Genomic DNA, 17,042 nt, shown 5'->3' on the forward strand with positions numbered 1-17,042 from the left:
GTCGACAGATGGCGGGTCTCGGCCCGCCAGCCGACCTACTCTTCTTGCACGCGCAAAAAGGTAAGTCGGCAGCCGGGCCGAGACCCGGCCTCTGCCGCGTGCGGCATACACAATAGCGCGCACAAAAACATCCGGGATTTGAACGCCCGGCTACTGCTTCAGCCTGGGCACATCCACAAAATCATCCAGGCTCAGCCCCTTTTCCTGCAGCAGGGCCTCCAGCACCGGCTTGAGCCGTCCCAGGCTGGCCTCGACGGTCTCGCGCACGGTGTCCACCACCACCTGGGTGCTGCGCTCGATCTCGATGTTGACCAGGTCGCCCACCTTCTTGTGGCCGAATACCGTCATGCGCAGGGTCTCGGGAATCAGCCAGACCTCGAACCAGCCTTCCTTGCGGTTCACTTCCGATACCGTGAGGCTGGCGCCGTTGACGGCGATATAGCCCTTGGCGAACACATAGGGGCGGAAGGCCTCGGGAATGCCGAAACGGATCTTGTGGTTGGTCTCGGTCCGCATCACCTCCAGCACCGGGGCGGTGAAGTCCACGTGGCCCGACAGCGGGTGGCCCCCGATCTCGGCGCCATCCCTGGCGGCGCGCTCCACGTTGAGCGTGTCGCCGACCTGGTACTGGCCCAGCGTGGTGATGCTGAGGCTTTGCAGCATCACGTCGAAGCTGGCGCGGGTGGGCGAGAGGTTCTCGGTCACCGTCAGGCACACGCCGTCGTGCGAGACGCTGGCGCCTATGGCCAGGTCCTGGCAGAAGCCTTCGGGAAATTCCATGGTGAAGGTGCGCAGGCCGTCCTGGTCGCGCAGCGCGGCAATCTTTGCCACGGCCTGAATGATGCCGGTAAACACGGGAAAGTCTTTCCTATCAGCGGGCTGCGGGGGAAAGGGCAGCCCGGGGCCAAAAAGGCCATTTTGCCTGCATCCCCCGTAACCCGGCCGGCGTTCAGGCGAAGGAAGGCCGGTCCTCCCAGAAACCGCTCACCAGGCTGGAGGGCTTGCGCAGCGCGCGCACCCAGGCGCAGTCGGGCCAGGCGTCCATCTGCACGCTCATGCCGGCGAACACGCCGTAGCCGGGGCCGGCGGCGATCTCGCCCCCGGCCTGCAGGGTCTCGCCCGCGCGGATGCTGCAGGCCGCACGCATGTCGCCCAGGGCCTTGATGCCCCAGCCGGCCTGGATGTGGTTGCCGCAGGCGATATGGTCGCCCGCCGCGATGCCGTGGCCCACGTCGAGCAGTCCCTGCACCTGGATGCCGGCGCCCGCGCGCAGGCTCTTGCCGCAGCGCAGGCCGCCCTGCACGTCCACCTCCTGGCCGGCATGGATGTTGCCCTGGACATCCACATGGCCGCCGCAGCGCAGCTCCCACCCCGTGCGCAGCTCCTCGGCACGCAGGTCGCCCTGGGTCTCCACGCTCCAGGCAGCCTTGATGCCGCCGCCGGCCTGCAGCAGTTCCCCGCAGAAGATGGCGCCGCCGCTGTGGATGTCCTCGCCCGCCTCCAGCCTGCCTGCGCGGATGCCGGCGCCGGCCTGCAGGCTGCGGCCCACGAACAGCGTGCCGGAGACCCGCACGTCGCCATGCACGATCACGGTGCCCGCGAAGACCAGGTTGTCGGCCTCCAGGTGCTCGACCTCGAGCACCGCATTCGTGGGCCCGAAGTTCTGCAGCAGCCAGCGCGCATCCTCCACGCGGCCCGCGCGCACCTGGGTGTCCATGGCGGCCTGGTAGTCGCCGCCGGCAAGGTTGTTGCGCACAAACCAGCGATAGCCTGCGGCGCAGGGGTTTTTGCCGCGCAAGAAGTTCTGAGTGAGTTCCATGTCCATGGCCAAGCCTCCGGAATCCGTCGGGGAAATCGGGCGCGTGGCGAGGGCTTGATGGCGGATGTGGCCGTGCCTGTCCCACGCACCGGTGGTGAGCAGTGCTTGGGGCCGTGCGGAGGGCGAGGTGTTGTGCCTTATGCCATCCGCACGGCGGCGGAAAGCATGGCCGTGACACCGCTCAGGCTCACGAATGCGGTGGGAATGCCATGGCGGCGGGTGTGCAGCGCACGCAGCACGCAGGCACGCGCGCACGGCTCCCCCGCCAGTGCAAGGCGGCGCAGGCGAGCGGCGGTGGACAGGTGGGTGCAGGCCATGGGCAAAAGAAAATCCGAGGCCGCGATTATGCCGCGCACCATCGGCGTGCGCAGCACGGGCCGGCCAAGGCCCTGCCGCCGCTGCCGGTGTCAGCCCGCCTGTTGCACGGCCGCGCGCAGGCGCTGCACGGCCTGCTCGATCTGCGGCACCTCGGGCGCGGCAAACGACATGCGCAGCGTGTGCAGGTCGGGATCCTGCGGGTAGAAGGCCTTGCCGGGCACATAGATCACGCCCTGGGCCACGGCGGCGTCGAACAGCTTTTGCGGGTCGATGCGCGTATCCAGGCTGGCCCAGACGAACATGCCGCCCGCGGGGCGCGAGCAGCGTATGCCGCTGTCGCCCGAGGCCAGGCCCTGCACCAGCGCCTGCATGCGGCGCTGGTATTCCTGGCGCGCGCGCTGCACGGTGGCGGGATAGCGGCCGCTTTGCAGGTAGCAGGCCGCCACCGTCTGCGTCAGCGGCGAGGTGCACAGGTCGGCGGTCTGCTTGGCCACGGCGCAGCGGCGCAGCACGGCGGCGTCGGCCAGCATCCAGCCCACGCGCAGCGCGGGCGCCACGGTCTTGGACAGGCTGGAGAGATAGACCACTGGGTTGCCGCCCGCCGGGGCCAGCTGCTCGCCCACGGCGCGCACGGTGGGCGGCATGGGCGGGGGCGTGCCGGTCTCGCCGTCGAAGCGCAGTTCGCCATAGGGATCGTCCTCCACCACGCGAAAGCCGTGCTGCAGGGCCAGGCGCACCAGGGCCTGGCGCCGCTGGGCCGCCAGCAGCGTGCCGCGCGGGTTGGAGAAATTGGGCACGGTGTACAGCAGCTTGGGTTGCTGATCGGCGGGCAGGCCGGCCAGCAGCGCGGCCAGGGCATCGGTCTGCAGGCCGTGCTCGTCCATGGGCACGGGCAGGATGCGTGCCTGCGCCAGGCGCAGGGCCTGCAGCGTGGCCGGATAGGCGGGCACTTCCACCAGCACCGTGTCGCCGGGCTCGACCAGCACGCGCACCAGCAGGTCGAAGCCCTGCTGCGACCCGGTGGTCACCAGGATGTCGCCTGCGCCGGCCTGCATGCCGCGTTCGCGCGCCTGCAGTGCCAGGGCTTCGCGCAGCGCGGGCAGGCCTTCGGTGGCGCCGTACTGCAGCGCGCCCGCGCCCTGGAGCAGGGCCTGCCGGGCGGCCTGGGCCAGCCCTTCGGCGTCGAACAGGCTGGGCGAGGGATAGCCGCCGGCCAGCGAGATCATGCCGGGGCGCGACAGGTAGGGGAACAGCTCGCGTATGGGCGAGCCCGCAGGCTCGGCGAAGGCGGCGGCGAAAGGTGCGGGGGCAGTGGAAGCAGTCATGGGCGGAAAGCGGGGGAAGTCAGGCCGGTGCGGATGCGCGTTCACTGCGCCTCGTGGTCGCCGAAATCCACCGTGCCGCACAGCTGCTGCGGATCGGTGAGCCGGCGCAGGCCCTGGGCCAGGCGCCGGATGGCGGGCGCGGTGTAGCGGCGGTAATAGGCCAGGTTGTGCGGGCCCACGCCATGCTCGGCGCTGTAGCTGCCCGCATAGTCCTGCACCACCATGGCGTAGATGCGGTCGCGCAGGCGCTGCACCACGGCCGCGTCGTAGGGCTGGGCGGCGTCGCTGAGCCAGATCACGTTGAAATGCACGCCGCCGTCGGCGATATGGCCGAAGTCCACCACGTGCAGGAAGGGGAATTCACGCGCCACCACGGCGCGCGCCTCGCGGCAAAAGGCCATGATGCGCGAGCGCGGCACGGACACGTCGAAGGCAACGGGCTTGCCCAGCGCGCGCGCGCCTTCGCTGATGCTGTGCCGCAGGTGCCACAGCTCATGGCCGTTGCCGATGATGGCGTTCTCTATGGTCTGATCGAACTGGTCCTGTAGGAACTGGTTCAGCGCCTCCTGCAGGTCCAGGCCCGTGTAGGCCTTGCTGCTGGCCGCTTCCAGCTCGATGAGGATGGCGAAGTCCGGCGCCGGCTCGGGCGCGAAGGGATTGCGCAGGTCGGGCACATGGTCGATGGCCGCCTGCATGGCATGGCCCGACAGGCCTTCGAAGGCGCTCAGGTAGTCGCCCAGCTCGCGCTCCAGCGCCTGCAGCAGCTGCAGCACGGCCTCGTCGGAGGTCGGAACGACCAGGGCCGTGGCCGATTGCTGCGGCCGCACGTGCACTTCCAGCGTGGCGCGCGTGATCACCGCGCCCGCGCCCGAGGTGCCCACGAACAGCTGCTTGAGGTCCGGGCCGGTATTGTCCTTGCGCAGGGCGCGGCCCAGCTCCAGCACCTCGGCCTCGGGCGTGGGCAGCACGGCCTGCAGGGCCAGCAGGTTGTGGCGCACGTCGCCGTAGCGGATCAGCCGCGTGCCGCCGGTGTTGGCGGCGATCATGCCGCCCACCGTGGGATCGGCGCCCAGGTCGATGGGGAACCACAGGCCGTGCGGCTCCAGCTTCTCGTTGAGCTCCTGCAGCGTCACGCCCGCGTCCACGGTCACGCTGCGGTTGGCCGCATCGATGTCGCACAGCCCGCGCAGGCGGCTGGTGGACAGCACCACCTGGGCGCCGCTGGCGTCGGGTGTGCTCGCGCCCACCAGGCCGGTGTTGGCGCCCTGAGGCAGCAGGGGCACGCCGTGCGCCACGCAGCAGCGCACCACGGCCTGCACCTCTTCCACGCTGGCCGGGCGCACCACGCACAGGGCCTGGCCCTGGCCGTAGCGCGCGCCCTGCTCGTAGCCGGCCATGTCGGCGCCCAGCAGCAGGCCGCGCTCGCCCACGATGGCGTGCAGCGCCTGAACGACGGGCGGTGCGGCATGGAGCTCCCGGCTCATGCCAGGGCTCCGGCCAGCGTCTGGCGCACCTGAGCCAGGGACTGTTGCTGGGTGGCCTCGTACAGGGCGATCTCGTCGTGCACGCGCGCGCCCAGCGCGCTTTCGAAAGCCTGCTGTGCCGCATGGGCCTGGTATTGCTTCTGCTCCTCGCCGCCCAGGTTGGACTGGAAGATGCCGGCCGCGCTCACGGGCAGGAAGTCCTCGTAGGTGATGGGCTCGGCCTGCACCAGGCCCCGGGCGATAAGCGCTTCCATGTCTTCATCGTCCGCGGCCTGCACGCCGCCGGCCAGGCTCCGCTCCGTGAGGCGATAGCGGTAGAAGGCCAGGCCCTGCCGGCGCAGGGCTTCATGCGTGTCGGGAAATTGCGCGAAGACCTGCTGCAGGCGCTGCGCATAGTCGGGCGCCGCGCTGCCCGCGTTGTCCATGCTGCGCACCTGGGCCAGCAGCTCGTCGTACAGCGCGCGGCCCTTGCGCGTGAGCGCCACGCCGCGCTGCTCGATCTCGCCGAAGCGCGCCGTGTGGGCGCCGGCCGAACCCGCGGCATCGGCACCGGTGAAGTGGATGGCTTCCTTGAGCGCCTTGAAGCTGGTCTGGCGCAGCAGGATGGGACAGGCGCGGCGCGGCGGGCCTTCGACCACGTCCTTGGCATCCATGCCGCGCGCGGGCATGCCGGCCTGGGCCGCGTCGATGTCCAGCGTGCGCGGCGTCAGGTGGTTGATGTGCGGGCCCTTGAAGCAAACCACGTCGGCCACCAGGCGGTGGGCCTTTTGCAGCGCCTCGTAGGTGGCGGCGTCCACCGTGGCATCGCTGTGCCAGCGGAAGGTCTCCAGCGCCTGCTGCACGAAATCATCGGCGTCCTGGCTGTCCAGGCCGCCGTCGCGCTCGGCCTGGGCGATGAGCTCCAGCGCGCGCGGCGTGAAGATGCGGCGGCGCGCCAGGATGGCCGCGGCCTGCGCGCGCAGCGCCGCATCGGCGATCAGCTCCAGGCGCAGCAGCGAGGTGAAGACACGGAAGGGGTTGGCCAGCAGGGCGTCGTCGTGCACGGGGCGAAAGGCCGTGGAATGCACGGGCACGCCGGCCACCGAGAGGTCGTAGTAGCCCACGGGCTCCATGCCCATCACGGCAAACAGGCGGCGCAGCGTGGCCAGTTCCTCGGCCGTGCCCACGCGGATGGCGCCGTGGCGCTCCACATCCAGGCGCTCCAGCTCGCCGCTTCCGGCCATGCGCCGGCGCAGTTCCGGATCGTCCTGCAGCGCCAGTGCGTTGACGTCGGCCACCAGGTCGATGAGCGTGCCGTACTGCGGCACTTCCTTGCGGTACATCTCGGACATGGCGCGCGAGAAGCGCGTGCGGATGTCGTTGGCGGAAACAAAGCGGGGGCTGGTGGAATGCGTGGCGCTCATGACGGGACAGAAGGGCTGGGTTGTGAGTGCAGCGGCCGCGCCGCAGGCGGGCCGCAAGGACAGGCAGCATGTTCTGCGCTGTCCTGACTTCGGTCAAACGATAATCCGGCCTGCAGGTCATACCCAAACGGAATGAACCTGCTTGCGCAGCCCACACTCACCTGTTCCATCCATGCAGCTGTCCCGCCGCTTCCTGCCCCCCATGTCCCTGCTGTGCGCCTTCGAGGCCTCGGCGCGGCACCAGAGCTTTACCGCGGCCGCGGCCGAGCTGCACCTCACGCAAAGCGCAGTCAGCCGGCAGATACGTGCGCTGGAGGAGCGCCTGGGCACCGAGCTGTTCGTGCGCGAGCGCCAGACCGTGCGCCTGAGCCCCGCGGGCCAGGCCTATGCGCAGGAGATACGCGCGGCCCTGGTGCGCATCTCCAACGCCACGCTGGGCTTTCGCACCAATCCCCAGGGTGGCAGCCTGAACCTGGCCATATTGCCGACCTTCGGCACGCGCTGGCTGGCGCCGCGGCTGCCGCAGTTCTTCAGCGCGCACCCGGGCATCACCATCAACCTGACCACGCGGCTGTCGCAGTTCGACTTCCAGCTCGAGGCCGTGGATGCGGCGATCCATTTCGGCCTGCCCCACTGGCCGGGCGCCGAGCTGGAGTTCCTGATGAGCGAGACGGTGGTGCCGGCCTGCAGCGCGGAGCTGGCGGCCCAGCACCGGTTTGCCGAGCCCCGGAACCTGCTGCGCGCGCCGCTGCTGCACCTGGCCTCGCGTCCCGATGCCTGGCAGCGCTGGTTCGCCAGCCAGGGCTGCCAGGCCAGCGACATGCAGGGCATGCTGTTCGACCAGTTCGCCACCGCGGCGCAGGCCGCCATCGCCGGCGTGGGCGTGGCCCTGCTGCCCAAGTTCCTGATCGCGCGCGAGCTGCAGACCGGTGATCTGGTCCAGGCGCTGCCGCAACTGCCCGAAGTGGAAAGCGCCGAGCGCTATTACCTGGCCTGGCCGAGCAGCCGTTCGGCCTATCCGCCGCTGCAGGCCTTCCAACGCTGGCTCAAGCAGGCCGCGCAGGAATTCGCTCCGTCTTCGGCTGCATGATGCCTATGAAAAAAAGGAGCTGCCAGCGCAGCTCCTTGCAGGGTTTGAGGTCGAAAAGCGGCTTAAGTGCCCGTCCACAGGGCGCTGCCAGCTATCGAATCAAGGTCGACTCATGGACACGTTCTTAGCTGTTATAGGCTTCCAGCGGCTTGTCGTTGGGCTCCTGCAGCAGCTGCCTGAGCGTGTCGCTCATGGGCAGGTTCAGCGGCATGTCCTTGGGCGGGATGGGCTGCATGAACCACTTGTCGTAGATCCTGGCCACTTCGCCGGACTTCATCATGCGCACCAGCGCGTCGTCCACGGCCTTCTTGAACGCGGGGTCGTCCTTGCGCATCAGCAGCGCGATGGGCTCGGAGCCCAGCACCTCGCCCACGATCTTGTAGCCCTTGGGGTCCTTGGAGTTGGCGATCACGCCGGCCAGCAGATTGTCGTCCAGCACAAAGGCGTCGGCGCGGCCAGACTCCAGCATCAGGAAGCTCTCGAAGTGGTCCTTGCCCAGCTGGGTGGGCAGCTTCACATTGTTCTCGTGGCTGTATTTGCGCAGCAGCTGCACGGCGGTGGTGCCGGCCGAGGCCGCCACGGTCTTGCCGTCGAGCTGCTTGAACGAGGTGACGGGCGAATCCGCGCGCACGGCCATGCGCACCTGGCTCACATAGGTGGTGACCGCAAACGAGACCTGCTTCTGGCGGCTGAGGTTGTTGGTCGTGGGGCCGCAGCCCATGTCCACCGTGCCGTTCTGCACCAGGGGCATGGTGTTCTGGGCGGTGATGGCCATGTATTCGATCTTGGCGGCGGGCGCGATCTGGGCCAGCACCTTCTCGCACAGCTCCACGTGATAGCCCGTGAAGCGGTGGTTGGCACCGATGGCGTAGGCCATGGGGGCGGAGCTTTCGCGCACGCCGATGACGACCTTGCCGGTCTTCTGGATCTTGTCCAGCGTGCCGCCGGGCACGGTCTGGGCCTGGGCGCCGAAGGCGGCCAGGGCGGTTACAAGGGCGGTGCATGCCAGCGTCATGTTCGCGGTCATCAGGCGCATGGGGGAAGTCTCCTCGGAAATGATGGGAATGCCGGACGGCGCCGTGCGCCGGCCGTCAAGTGCCTGCGTCAACTATCCGGCAATTTGGGGGCGCCTTCATAACGATGAAACGGAAGAAGGTCATGCTCCCGGCGTATGACCTGTGGCCCACGCCGCAGGCGCCAAAGCCGTAGCAGGGCGGCAGTTTGCACTTTTTGGGTAACATCTGCGCCTACTGCACAGGCCCGCGCGCACATATGGTTCCGGCGCGTCCTGCCTCGTGCCGCCAGGGCCGGGGCCGTGCGGATGCTGCCGGCCCGGCCTTTTTTCCGGTTCGCGCAGTGCCGGCCCCGCAAGGGCGCCGCAGGATGATCCTGGCATGCGTGCGCCTGTTTTGAGACAGATTCCATGACTGCCAACACTCCCCCCTCATTCCTCAGCCGCATCGCCATCGCGATCGGCAGCTTCTTCGCCATCCTCGGCAACGGCCGCCTGGCCGGCGACGTCAGCCGCCTGCGCGGCGGCGAAGCCCTGGCCGCCGATGTCGAGCCACGCGAAGTGCGCGTCGAAGTCCCGGTCGAGAAGATCGTCGAAGTCCGCGTGGAAGTGCCCGTGGAGAAGGTCGTCGAGAAGACCGTGGAAAAGCGCGTTGAAGTCCCCGTCGAGAAACTGGTCGAGAAGACCATTGAAGTCCCCACGGACACCGCCGCCCTGCAGCTGCTGGGCCTGCTGCAGCGCGAGGCGCGCTTCGTCGACTTCATCCAGGAAGAGGTCGCGCCCTATACCGACGCCGAGATCGGCGCCGCCGCCCGCGTGGTGCATGAAGGCTGCCGCAAGGTGCTGCGCGAGCATTTCGCCATCCAGCCCGTGCGCAGCGAAGCCGAGGGCTCGCGCGTCACGCTGCAGGCCGGCTTCGACGCCGCCGCCGTGCGCCTGACCGGCAATGTGGTGGGCCAGGCGCCGTTCACCGGCACCCTGGGCCACCGCGGCTGGCAGGTCACCGACGTGAAGCTGCCGCAGCTCACCGACACCCAGGCCGCCAAGATCATCGCGCAAGCCGAGGTGGAGCTGTGAACATGGACCACCAAGCCAAATACAGCATAGGGATCGATCTGGGCACCACGCACTGCGCGCTGTCCTGGGTGGACAAGGCCGCCAGCGACGGCGAGAAGGTGGTGCAGGGCGTGCTGGACATTCCCCAGCTCACCGGCCCGGCCAGCGTGGAAGCCAAACCCCTGCTGCCGTCCTTCCTGTACCTGCCGCACGAGAGCGAACTCACGGCCGCCGACATGGCGCTGCCCTGGGGCGCACAGCAGGACTTCGTCGTCGGCGAGATGGCGCGCACGCGCGGCGCGGCCACGCCCATACGCCTGGTGTCCAGCGCCAAGAGCTGGCTGTGCCACCCCGGCGTGGACCGCCGCTCGCCGCTGCTGCCGGCCGACGTGCCGCCCGAGGTGCACCGCGTCTCGCCGCTGACGGCTTCCATCCGCTACCTCTCGCACTTGCGCTGGGCCTGGGAGCAGGCCCATCCCGAGGCGCCGTTCGACGCCCAGGACATCACCGTCACCATTCCCGCCTCGTTCGACCCCGCTGCGCGCGAGCTCACGGCCGAGGCCTGCAAGGCCGCGGGCTTCCAGAACCTCACGCTGCTGGAGGAACCCCAGGCCGCGCTGTACAGCTGGATCCAGGCCAGCGGCGGCGACTGGCGCAAGCAGGTCCAAAACGGCGACGTCATCCTCGTCGTGGACGTGGGCGGCGGCACCACCGACCTGTCGCTGATCGCCGTGCTCGAAAAGGACGGCAACCTCGAGCTGCAGCGCGTGGCCGTGGGCGAGCACATCCTGCTCGGCGGCGACAACATGGACCTGGCCCTGGCCTATGGCGTGGCGCGCAAGCTCGCGCAGGAAGGCCGGCAGCTCGACGCCTGGCAGACCCGCGCGCTGGCGCACGGCTGCCGCGCAGCGAAGGAACAGCTGCTGGCCGACGAGAACCTGCAGGCCGTGCCCGTGGTGGTGCCCAGCCGCGGCAGCAAGCTCATCGGCGGCAGCATCCGCACCGAAGTCACGCGCGCCGAAGTGCTGGCCATGCTGGTCGAAGGCTTCTTCCCCAAGGTCGCCGTCAGCGACAAGCCCCTGACCCGCGCGCGCGGCGCGCTCACGCAGCTGGGCCTGCCCTATGCGCAGGACGCGGCCGTCACGCGGCACCTGGCGGCCTTCCTGTCGCGCCAGGCCGGCGCCACCGAGCAGATCGAGGGCCTGCAGGGCACGCAGCCCGCGGACGCCTCTTTCCTGCACCCCACGGCCATTTTGTTCAATGGCGGCGTGCTCAAGGCCGCGCAGATCGAGCAGCGCATTCTTGAAGTCGTCAATGGCTGGCTGGCCGCCGAGGGCGCGCAGGCCGCGCGCCTGCTGGATGGCGCCAACCTCGACCTGGCCGTGGCGCGCGGCGCCGCCTACTACGGCCATGTGCGCCAGGGCCGCGGCGTGCGCATCCGCGGCGGCACGGCGCAAAGCTATTACGTGGGCGTGGAATCCAACATGCCCGCCATTCCCGGCATGGAGCCGCCGATCTCGGCCCTGTGCCTGGCGCCCTTCGGCATGGAAGAGGGCACGGAAGTGGCGCTGGACGCGCAGGAATTCGGCCTGGTCGTGGGCGAGCCCGTGCGCCTGCGCTTCTTCGGCTCCAGCGTGCGCCGCAGCGATGCCGTGGGCACCATGCTGGACTTCTGGGGCCCCGAGGAGCTGGTGGAGCTGCAGGAGATCGAGGCCCATCTGCCGGCCGAGGGCCGTGCCAGCGGCGAGGTCGTGCCCGTCACCCTGCATGCGCGCGTGACCGACATCGGCACGCTGGAACTCAATGCCGTGCCCGTGGGCGGCAGCGAGCGCTGGAAGGTGGAGTTCGATGTGCGCGCCGAAACCACGGCCGCCGACGCCCAGCCCGCCGCGTACTGATGGCCTGAACCGCCTGCCGCATGACTGCCGCGACTGAAAGCACTTCTTTTGGCCCCGCACGTTATGTGGTGGGCATAGACCTGGGCACCAGCCATACGGTCGTCGCCTACGCACCGCTGGCGGGCCAGGCGGGCGATATCGCGCTGCTCGACATCCCCCAGCGCAGCACGGCGGGCGAGGTGGTGGCCCAGCCGCTGCTGCCTTCGGTGCGCTACCAGGCCGCGCCCGGCGAGCTGGGCGATGCCTGGCGCCAGCCCTGGCCGGCGCAGGAAGCGGACGAGCAGGCGCCCGCCGTCATCGGCCGCTGGGCGCGCGAGCTGGGCACGGCCGTGCCGGGGCGGCTGGTGGCCAGCGCCAAGAGCTGGCTGTCGCACACCGGCGTGGACCGCACGGCGCCCATACTGCCCTGGGGGGCTGGCGAAGACGTGGCCAAGGTGTCGCCGCTGGCGGCGTCGGCCTCGTACCTTGCCCACGTGAGGGCCGCCTGGGGCCGGGCCCATCCCGAGGCCCCGCTGCATGCCCAGACCGTGGTGCTGACCGTGCCCGCCTCGTTCGACGAAGGCGCGCGCGCGCTGACCCTGGAGGCCGCCAGGCTGGCCGGCCTGCCGGGCGTGCATCTGCTCGAAGAGCCCAAGGCCGCCTTCCACGACTGGCTGGTGCTGCAGGGCGAGCAGCTCGCGCAGCAGCTGGCCGGCAGCCGCCTGGTGCTGGTCGTGGACGTGGGCGGCGGCACCACCGACCTGACGCTGATCCGCGTGCAAGCTCCGCCCGACGGCGGCCTGCCCGTGCTCACGCGCATGGCCGTGGGCGAGCACCTGATGCTGGGCGGCGACAACATGGACCTGGCGCTGGCGCACCAATTGGAGGCGCAGTTTGCAGGCCAGGGCCAACGCCTGCCGGCGCCCCGGTTCGCCCAGCTGGTGCAGCGCTGCCGCGTTGCCAAGGAGCAATTGCTGGCCGCGGACGCGCCCGACAGCGTGGCCGTCACCTTGCTGGGCGGAGGCAGCCGCCTGCTGGCCCAGACCCGCAGCGCCACGCTGACGCGCGAGCAGGTGCGGCAATGGGTGGTGGAAGGCTTTCTGCCGCCCGCGCGGATCGGCGATGTGCCGGCCCGGCGCCAGGGCGCGCTGCGCGGCTTTGGCCTGCCGTACCCGGCCGACGCGGCCATTTCGCGGCATCTGGCGCAGTTCCTGTCGCAGCATGCCGAGGGGGAACTGCCCGACAGCGTGCTGCTCAACGGCGGCGTGTTCCATGCGCATGCGGTGGTGCAGCGGCTGACCGAGCAGCTCTCGGCCTGGCGCGGCGGCCCGGTGCGCGTGTTGCACAACCCGCACCCCGACTGGGCCGTGGCGCGCGGCGCGGCGGCCTATGGGCTGGCGCGCTTTCAGCCGGTGGCCGAGGAAAAGGCGGCTCCAGGCCAGGCAGACCGCAAAACCGGCAAGCCCGTGGTTGCACCGCGCCTGCCGCAGATCGGCGGCGGCTCGGCGCGCAGCTACTGGCTGCTGCTGCCTGCCAAGGCCGGCGGCCGGCCGCAGGGCGTCTGCCTGCTGCCGCGCGGCACCGAAGAGGGCGTGCGCATCGTGCTCTCGGGCCGGCGCTTTGCGCTGCAGCTGGGCCAGGCCGTGCGCTTCAACCTGCTGGCCAGCAGCCGCGGCAACCAGCCCGCGCAGGCCGGACAGATCGCCCACGTTGGCGGCGAAGGCTGGGTGGAACTGCCGCCGCTGTCCGCCGTGCTGCCCGCGCCCGAAGGCCGTGACAAAGCCCAGGTCGAGGTGCAGCTGCAGGCCTGCATGACCGAGGTGGGCACGCTGGAGGTGCGCTGCGTGGCCGTGGAAGATGCCGCGCAATCCTGGCTGCTGCCGTTTGCCGTGCGTGGCGCGGTGGATGCTTCTGATTCGATAGCTGCTAGCGCTCAATCAGAAAAGGATTCAGATACAAAATCATCTGAAATCCAGGATAGTAAGGCAAAAGAAGCTATTGATTTGATAGACCGCATCTTTGGCCAGCAGGCGCAGGCGGTGGATGTGAAGGAAGTGCGCCAGCTGCGCCAGTCGCTGGAGAAAGTGCTGGGCCCGCGCGAGGCCTGGGGCGTCGGCCTGCTGCGTGTGCTGTTCGATGCCTTGCTGGCCCGCGCCAAGCGCCGCCGCCGCACGGTGGAGCACGAGCGCGTATGGCTCAATCTTGCGGGCTGGTGCCTGCGCCCCGGCGTGGGCGCCGAGCTCGATGCCTGGCGCATGGAACAGGTCTGGGCGCTGTACGCGCAGGGGCTGGGCCATGGCAAGGAGGCCGGCAACTGGACCGAATGGTGGGTCTTCTGGCGCCGCGTGGCGGCGGGTCTCAACGAGGCGCAGCAGATGGAGCTGCTCGAGGACGTGGCCGGCCATATGCAGAAGGCCGTGCAGCAAACCGCGCGCAGTGGTGGCAAGAGCAGCCACGGCAGTTATGACGACATGCTGCGCCTGTTTGCCGCCATGGAGGCCGTGCCCTGGCAGTACCGCCAGGAAATGGGGCAGTGGATGCTGCAGCGCCTCAAGCGCCCCGATGAAAGCGTGCAGACCTGGTGGGCCCTGGGCCGACTGGCAGCGCGCCAGCCGCTGGCTGCGAATGCGCACCTGGTGATGCCGCCCGAGGCGGCGCAGGAGTTTCTGGACGCCACGCTGGCCCAGGACTGGCGCAAGAACGAGACCGCCATGTTCGCCGCCGTGCAGATGGCCCGCATGACGGGCGATCGCGCGCGCGATCTTCCGGACGAGGTGCGCGCACGCGTGCTGGCGAAGATGCGCGCCGCGGGCGCGCCTGCGCGCTGGACGGCCATGGTGGAGCAGGCGGTGCAGATGCAGGCCGAGGACCACAGGCGCAGTTTTGGCGACAGCCTGCCGCCGGGGCTGGTGCTGCTGTAGACAAAAACGATTCGCAAGGAGACACAAGCGCATGATGCAAAGACGCAAACTCATGGCCGCGGCGGCTGCCGCCGTCTGCGCAGGCCCGGGCCTGGGCCTGGCGCAAGCGGGCTGGCCTGCCAGGCCCATCACCTTTGTCGTGCCCCAGGCGCCCGGTGGCGCCAACGACGTGATTGCCCGCGCCGTGGCGCAGGGCCTGGAGAACGCACTGGGCCAGCCCGTGATCGTGGAGAACCGGCCCGGCGCCAACGGCAACCTGGGCACGGGCCAGGTGGCGCGCGCGGCGGCCGACGGCCATACCTTTCTGGTGACGGCGCAAAGCGCCTACACCATCAACCCCGCGCTGTACTCCAGGGTGCCGTTCGATCCCGTCAAGGATTTCACGCCCGTGATGCAGCTGGCCGTGGCGCCCTACCTGCTGGTGGTCAACCCGAGCTTTCCGGCCAGGAACCTGGACGAGCTGGTGGCCTATGCCAAGGCGAATCCGGGCAAGGTGGAATATGCGTCGGCCGGCAACGGCACGCTCAACCACCTGCTGGGCGAGATGCTCAAGAAACAAAAGGGCGTGGAGCTGCTGCACGTGCCGTACAAGGGCGCCTCGGCCGCCGCCACCGACGTGGTGGCCGGCCAGCTGCCCATGACCTTCGGTAGCTTTCCGGGCGTGATGCCGTTTGTCGCCAGCGGCAAGCTGCGCGTGCTGGGCGTGGCTTCCGACAGGCCCACCACGCTGGCGCCCGAGATCCCCCCGCTGGGCAAGGAGCTGGCCGTGACCAGCTGGTACGGCCTGTTCGCGCCGGCCGGCACGCCCCAGCCCATCGTGGACCGGCTGTACCAGTCCGTTCGCGCCGTGCTGGCCAAGCCCGAGATGGGCGAGCGCCTCAAGGCCCTGGGCGCCGAGCGCGTGGAATCCAGCCCCCAAAGCTTCAAGGCCATGCTGCCGGGCGAGCTGGCGCACTGGAGGCAGGTGGTCAGAGACTCGGGCGCCCACATCGATTGATGCCGCCCGGCGGTTCGTTGCCACAGGGATGACCCTGGCCGGAGGCTTTGATTGCGATAGCAAGAACTCGCGAAACGGAAAGGGTTGCCCGGGCGCCTGGCGTCCCGCGCTTGTCATCGCGCGTTAGCATGGACGGCTAGAATTTTTCCGCGCCTGGTTTTCGGAGCGTGTTCATGGTCGCCGGCATCTGCAGGGATCGCGAACGCTCTCAGGCACCCTGTCATTCACCACGCCCGGCCTTGCACATCTGCAGGGGGATGGAGGCCGGCACAGATGAGAGCTGTGATGAGCACTGCATATCCCACATATCCCGATACCCAGCTTCTGATCGGCGGCCAGTGGCAGGACGCCGCCGGCGGCAAGAAGATCGATGTGCGCAATCCCGCCACGGGCGAGGTGATCGGCCGCGTGGCCCATGCCGATGTGTCCGACCTGGACCGTGCGCTGGCCGCGGCCGACCAGGGCTTCCAGGTCTGGCGCAAGGTGTCTGCCCATGAGCGCGGTGCCGTCATGCGCCGCGCGGCGGCCCTGCTTAGGGAGCGTGCCGACGAGATCGCCGCGCTGCTGACGCAGGAACAGGGCAAGCCCCTGGCCGAGGCCAAGGTGGAGATCGTGGCCGGCGCCGGCATTCTCGAGTGGTTTGCCGACGAGGCGCTGCGCATCTACGGCCGCATCGTGCCCTCGCGCAAGCCCGAGCAGCAGCAGCTGGTGATCAAGGAGCCCGTGGGCCCGGTGGCGGCCTTCACGCCCTGGAACTTCCCCGTCAACCAGATCGTGCGCAAGATCGGCGCGGCCCTGGCCTCGGGCTGCTCCTTCCTGGTCAAGGCGCCCGAGGAGACCCCGGCCTCGCCCGCGGCCCTGCTCAAGTGCTTTGTCGATGCCGGCATTCCCGCCGGCGTGGTGGGCCTGGTCTATGGCGATCCGGCGCAGATTTCCTCGTACCTGATCGCGCATCCGGTGATCCGCAAGGTGACCTTCACGGGTTCCACGGCCGTGGGCAAGCAGCTGGCCGCGCTGGCCGGCCAGCACATGAAGCGCTCCACCATGGAACTCGGCGGCCATGCGCCCGTGATCGTGGCCGAGGACGCCGATGTGCAGCTGGCCGTGAAGGCCGCGGGCGCGGCCAAGTTCCGCAACGCCGGCCAGGTCTGCATCTCGCCCACACGCTTTCTGGTGCACAACAGCGTGCGCGAGGAATTCACGCGCGCCATGGTCGCCCATGCCGAGGCGTTGAAGGTGGGCAACGGCCTGGAGCAGGGCACGCAGATGGGCCCGCTGGCCAATCCGCGCCGGGTCACGGCGCTGACCCAGTTCATTCAGGACGCCGAGAAAAAGGGCGCCAAGCTGCTTTCCGGCGGCGCATCCTTCGGTTCTTCGGGCAACTTCTTCGCGCCCACGGTGCTGTCCGAAGTGCCGCTGGAGGCCGACATCTTCAACCAGGAGCCTTTCGGCCCCGTGGCCGCGATCCGCGGCTTCGACAGGCTCGAGGACGCGATTCAGGAGGCCAACCGCCTGTCCTACGGCCTGGCCGCCTATGCATTCACGCGCTCGCTCAAGTCGGCCCACCAGCTGGCGCAGGACGTGGAAGCCGGCATGCTGTGGGTGAACCAGCCTGCGCTGCCCTCGGCCGAGCTGCCGTTCGGCGGCATCAAGGATTCGGGCTACGGCTCCGAGGGCGGCCCCGAGGCGCTGGAGGCCTATCTGGTGTCCAAGGCGGTGGCCATCACCTGCGTGTAACCT

Annotated in this window: 13 protein-coding genes; 6 read left to right on the forward strand and 7 right to left on the reverse strand. The window is 69.6% G+C overall.

Features of this window, described 5'->3' with window-relative positions; genetic code table 11:
• Positions 1–150: 150 nt before the first annotated feature.
• The 6 genes from V8Z74_RS00505 to hglS form a co-directional block, all read right to left on the reverse strand.
• Positions 151–855: a riboflavin synthase subunit alpha gene (locus V8Z74_RS00505; RefSeq protein ID WP_349707392.1), complete on the reverse strand. Its 705-nt coding sequence runs from the start codon at positions 853–855 to the stop codon at positions 151–153.
• Between the two features lie 94 nt (positions 856–949).
• Positions 950–1,825, reverse strand: a complete 876-nt coding sequence (locus V8Z74_RS00510; RefSeq protein ID WP_349707393.1) for a hypothetical protein — start codon at positions 1,823–1,825, stop codon at positions 950–952.
• 131 nt (positions 1,826–1,956) lie between these two features.
• Positions 1,957–2,193 carry a hypothetical protein gene (locus V8Z74_RS00515; RefSeq protein WP_349707395.1) on the reverse strand — a complete coding sequence of 79 codons (237 nt, stop codon included), beginning with the start codon at positions 2,191–2,193 and terminating at the stop codon, positions 1,957–1,959.
• Between the two features lie 33 nt (positions 2,194–2,226).
• Entirely contained in the window at positions 2,227–3,462 is a 1,236-nt protein-coding gene (locus V8Z74_RS00520) for an aminotransferase-like domain-containing protein (RefSeq protein ID WP_349707396.1), read from the reverse strand.
• Positions 3,463–3,503: 41 nt separating this feature from the next.
• Positions 3,504–4,946, reverse strand: a complete 1,443-nt coding sequence (locus V8Z74_RS00525; RefSeq protein WP_349707397.1) for an FAD-binding oxidoreductase — start codon at positions 4,944–4,946, stop codon at positions 3,504–3,506.
• Positions 4,943–6,349: a 2-oxoadipate dioxygenase/decarboxylase HglS gene (gene hglS / locus V8Z74_RS00530; protein ID WP_349707398.1), complete on the reverse strand. Its 1,407-nt coding sequence runs from the start codon at positions 6,347–6,349 to the stop codon at positions 4,943–4,945. The genes V8Z74_RS00525 and hglS overlap by 4 nt, the downstream gene beginning before the upstream one ends.
• Positions 6,350–6,521: 172 nt before the next feature.
• Here hglS and V8Z74_RS00535 point away from each other — a divergent pair, with 172 nt between their 5' ends.
• Positions 6,522–7,439: a LysR family transcriptional regulator gene (locus tag V8Z74_RS00535; RefSeq protein WP_349707399.1), complete on the forward strand. Its 918-nt coding sequence runs from the start codon at positions 6,522–6,524 to the stop codon at positions 7,437–7,439.
• Positions 7,440–7,563: 124 nt separating this feature from the next.
• On the opposite strand, the gene V8Z74_RS00540 is transcribed toward V8Z74_RS00535, so the two are convergent.
• Positions 7,564–8,475, reverse strand: a complete 912-nt coding sequence (locus V8Z74_RS00540) for a transporter substrate-binding domain-containing protein (RefSeq protein ID WP_349707802.1) — start codon at positions 8,473–8,475, stop codon at positions 7,564–7,566.
• Between the two features lie 387 nt (positions 8,476–8,862).
• Between V8Z74_RS00540 and V8Z74_RS00545 the strand changes: the two genes are divergently transcribed.
• The 5 genes from V8Z74_RS00545 to V8Z74_RS00565 all read left to right on the forward strand — a co-directional run bounded on the left by V8Z74_RS00545 (position 8,863) and on the right by V8Z74_RS00565 (position 17,039).
• Positions 8,863–9,528 carry a DUF2760 domain-containing protein gene (locus tag V8Z74_RS00545; protein ID WP_349707401.1) on the forward strand — a complete coding sequence of 222 codons (666 nt, stop codon included), beginning with the start codon at positions 8,863–8,865 and terminating at the stop codon, positions 9,526–9,528.
• Positions 9,529–9,530: 2 nt separating this feature from the next.
• Complete coding sequence (locus V8Z74_RS00550) at positions 9,531–11,405, forward strand: Hsp70 family protein (RefSeq protein WP_349707402.1); 1,875 nt, start codon at positions 9,531–9,533, stop codon at positions 11,403–11,405.
• Between the two features lie 20 nt (positions 11,406–11,425).
• Positions 11,426–14,305 (forward strand): Hsp70 family protein, encoded by a 2,880-nt coding sequence (locus V8Z74_RS00555; RefSeq protein ID WP_349707403.1) that lies wholly within the window; start codon positions 11,426–11,428, stop codon positions 14,303–14,305.
• Positions 14,306–14,336: 31 nt separating this feature from the next.
• The gene (locus tag V8Z74_RS00560; protein WP_349707404.1) at positions 14,337–15,302 is read left to right on the forward strand and encodes a Bug family tripartite tricarboxylate transporter substrate binding protein; all 966 of its coding nucleotides are present in this window, start codon (positions 14,337–14,339) and stop codon (positions 15,300–15,302) included.
• Between the two features lie 285 nt (positions 15,303–15,587).
• Positions 15,588–17,039, forward strand: a complete 1,452-nt coding sequence (locus V8Z74_RS00565; RefSeq protein ID WP_066479479.1) for an NAD-dependent succinate-semialdehyde dehydrogenase — start codon at positions 15,588–15,590, stop codon at positions 17,037–17,039.
• The last annotated feature ends 3 nt before the right edge of the window (positions 17,040–17,042 follow it).

This window comes from Comamonas sp. w2-DMI (assembly GCF_040187735.1).
Taxonomy (GTDB): Bacteria; Pseudomonadota; Gammaproteobacteria; order Burkholderiales; family Burkholderiaceae_C; genus Comamonas; species Comamonas terrae.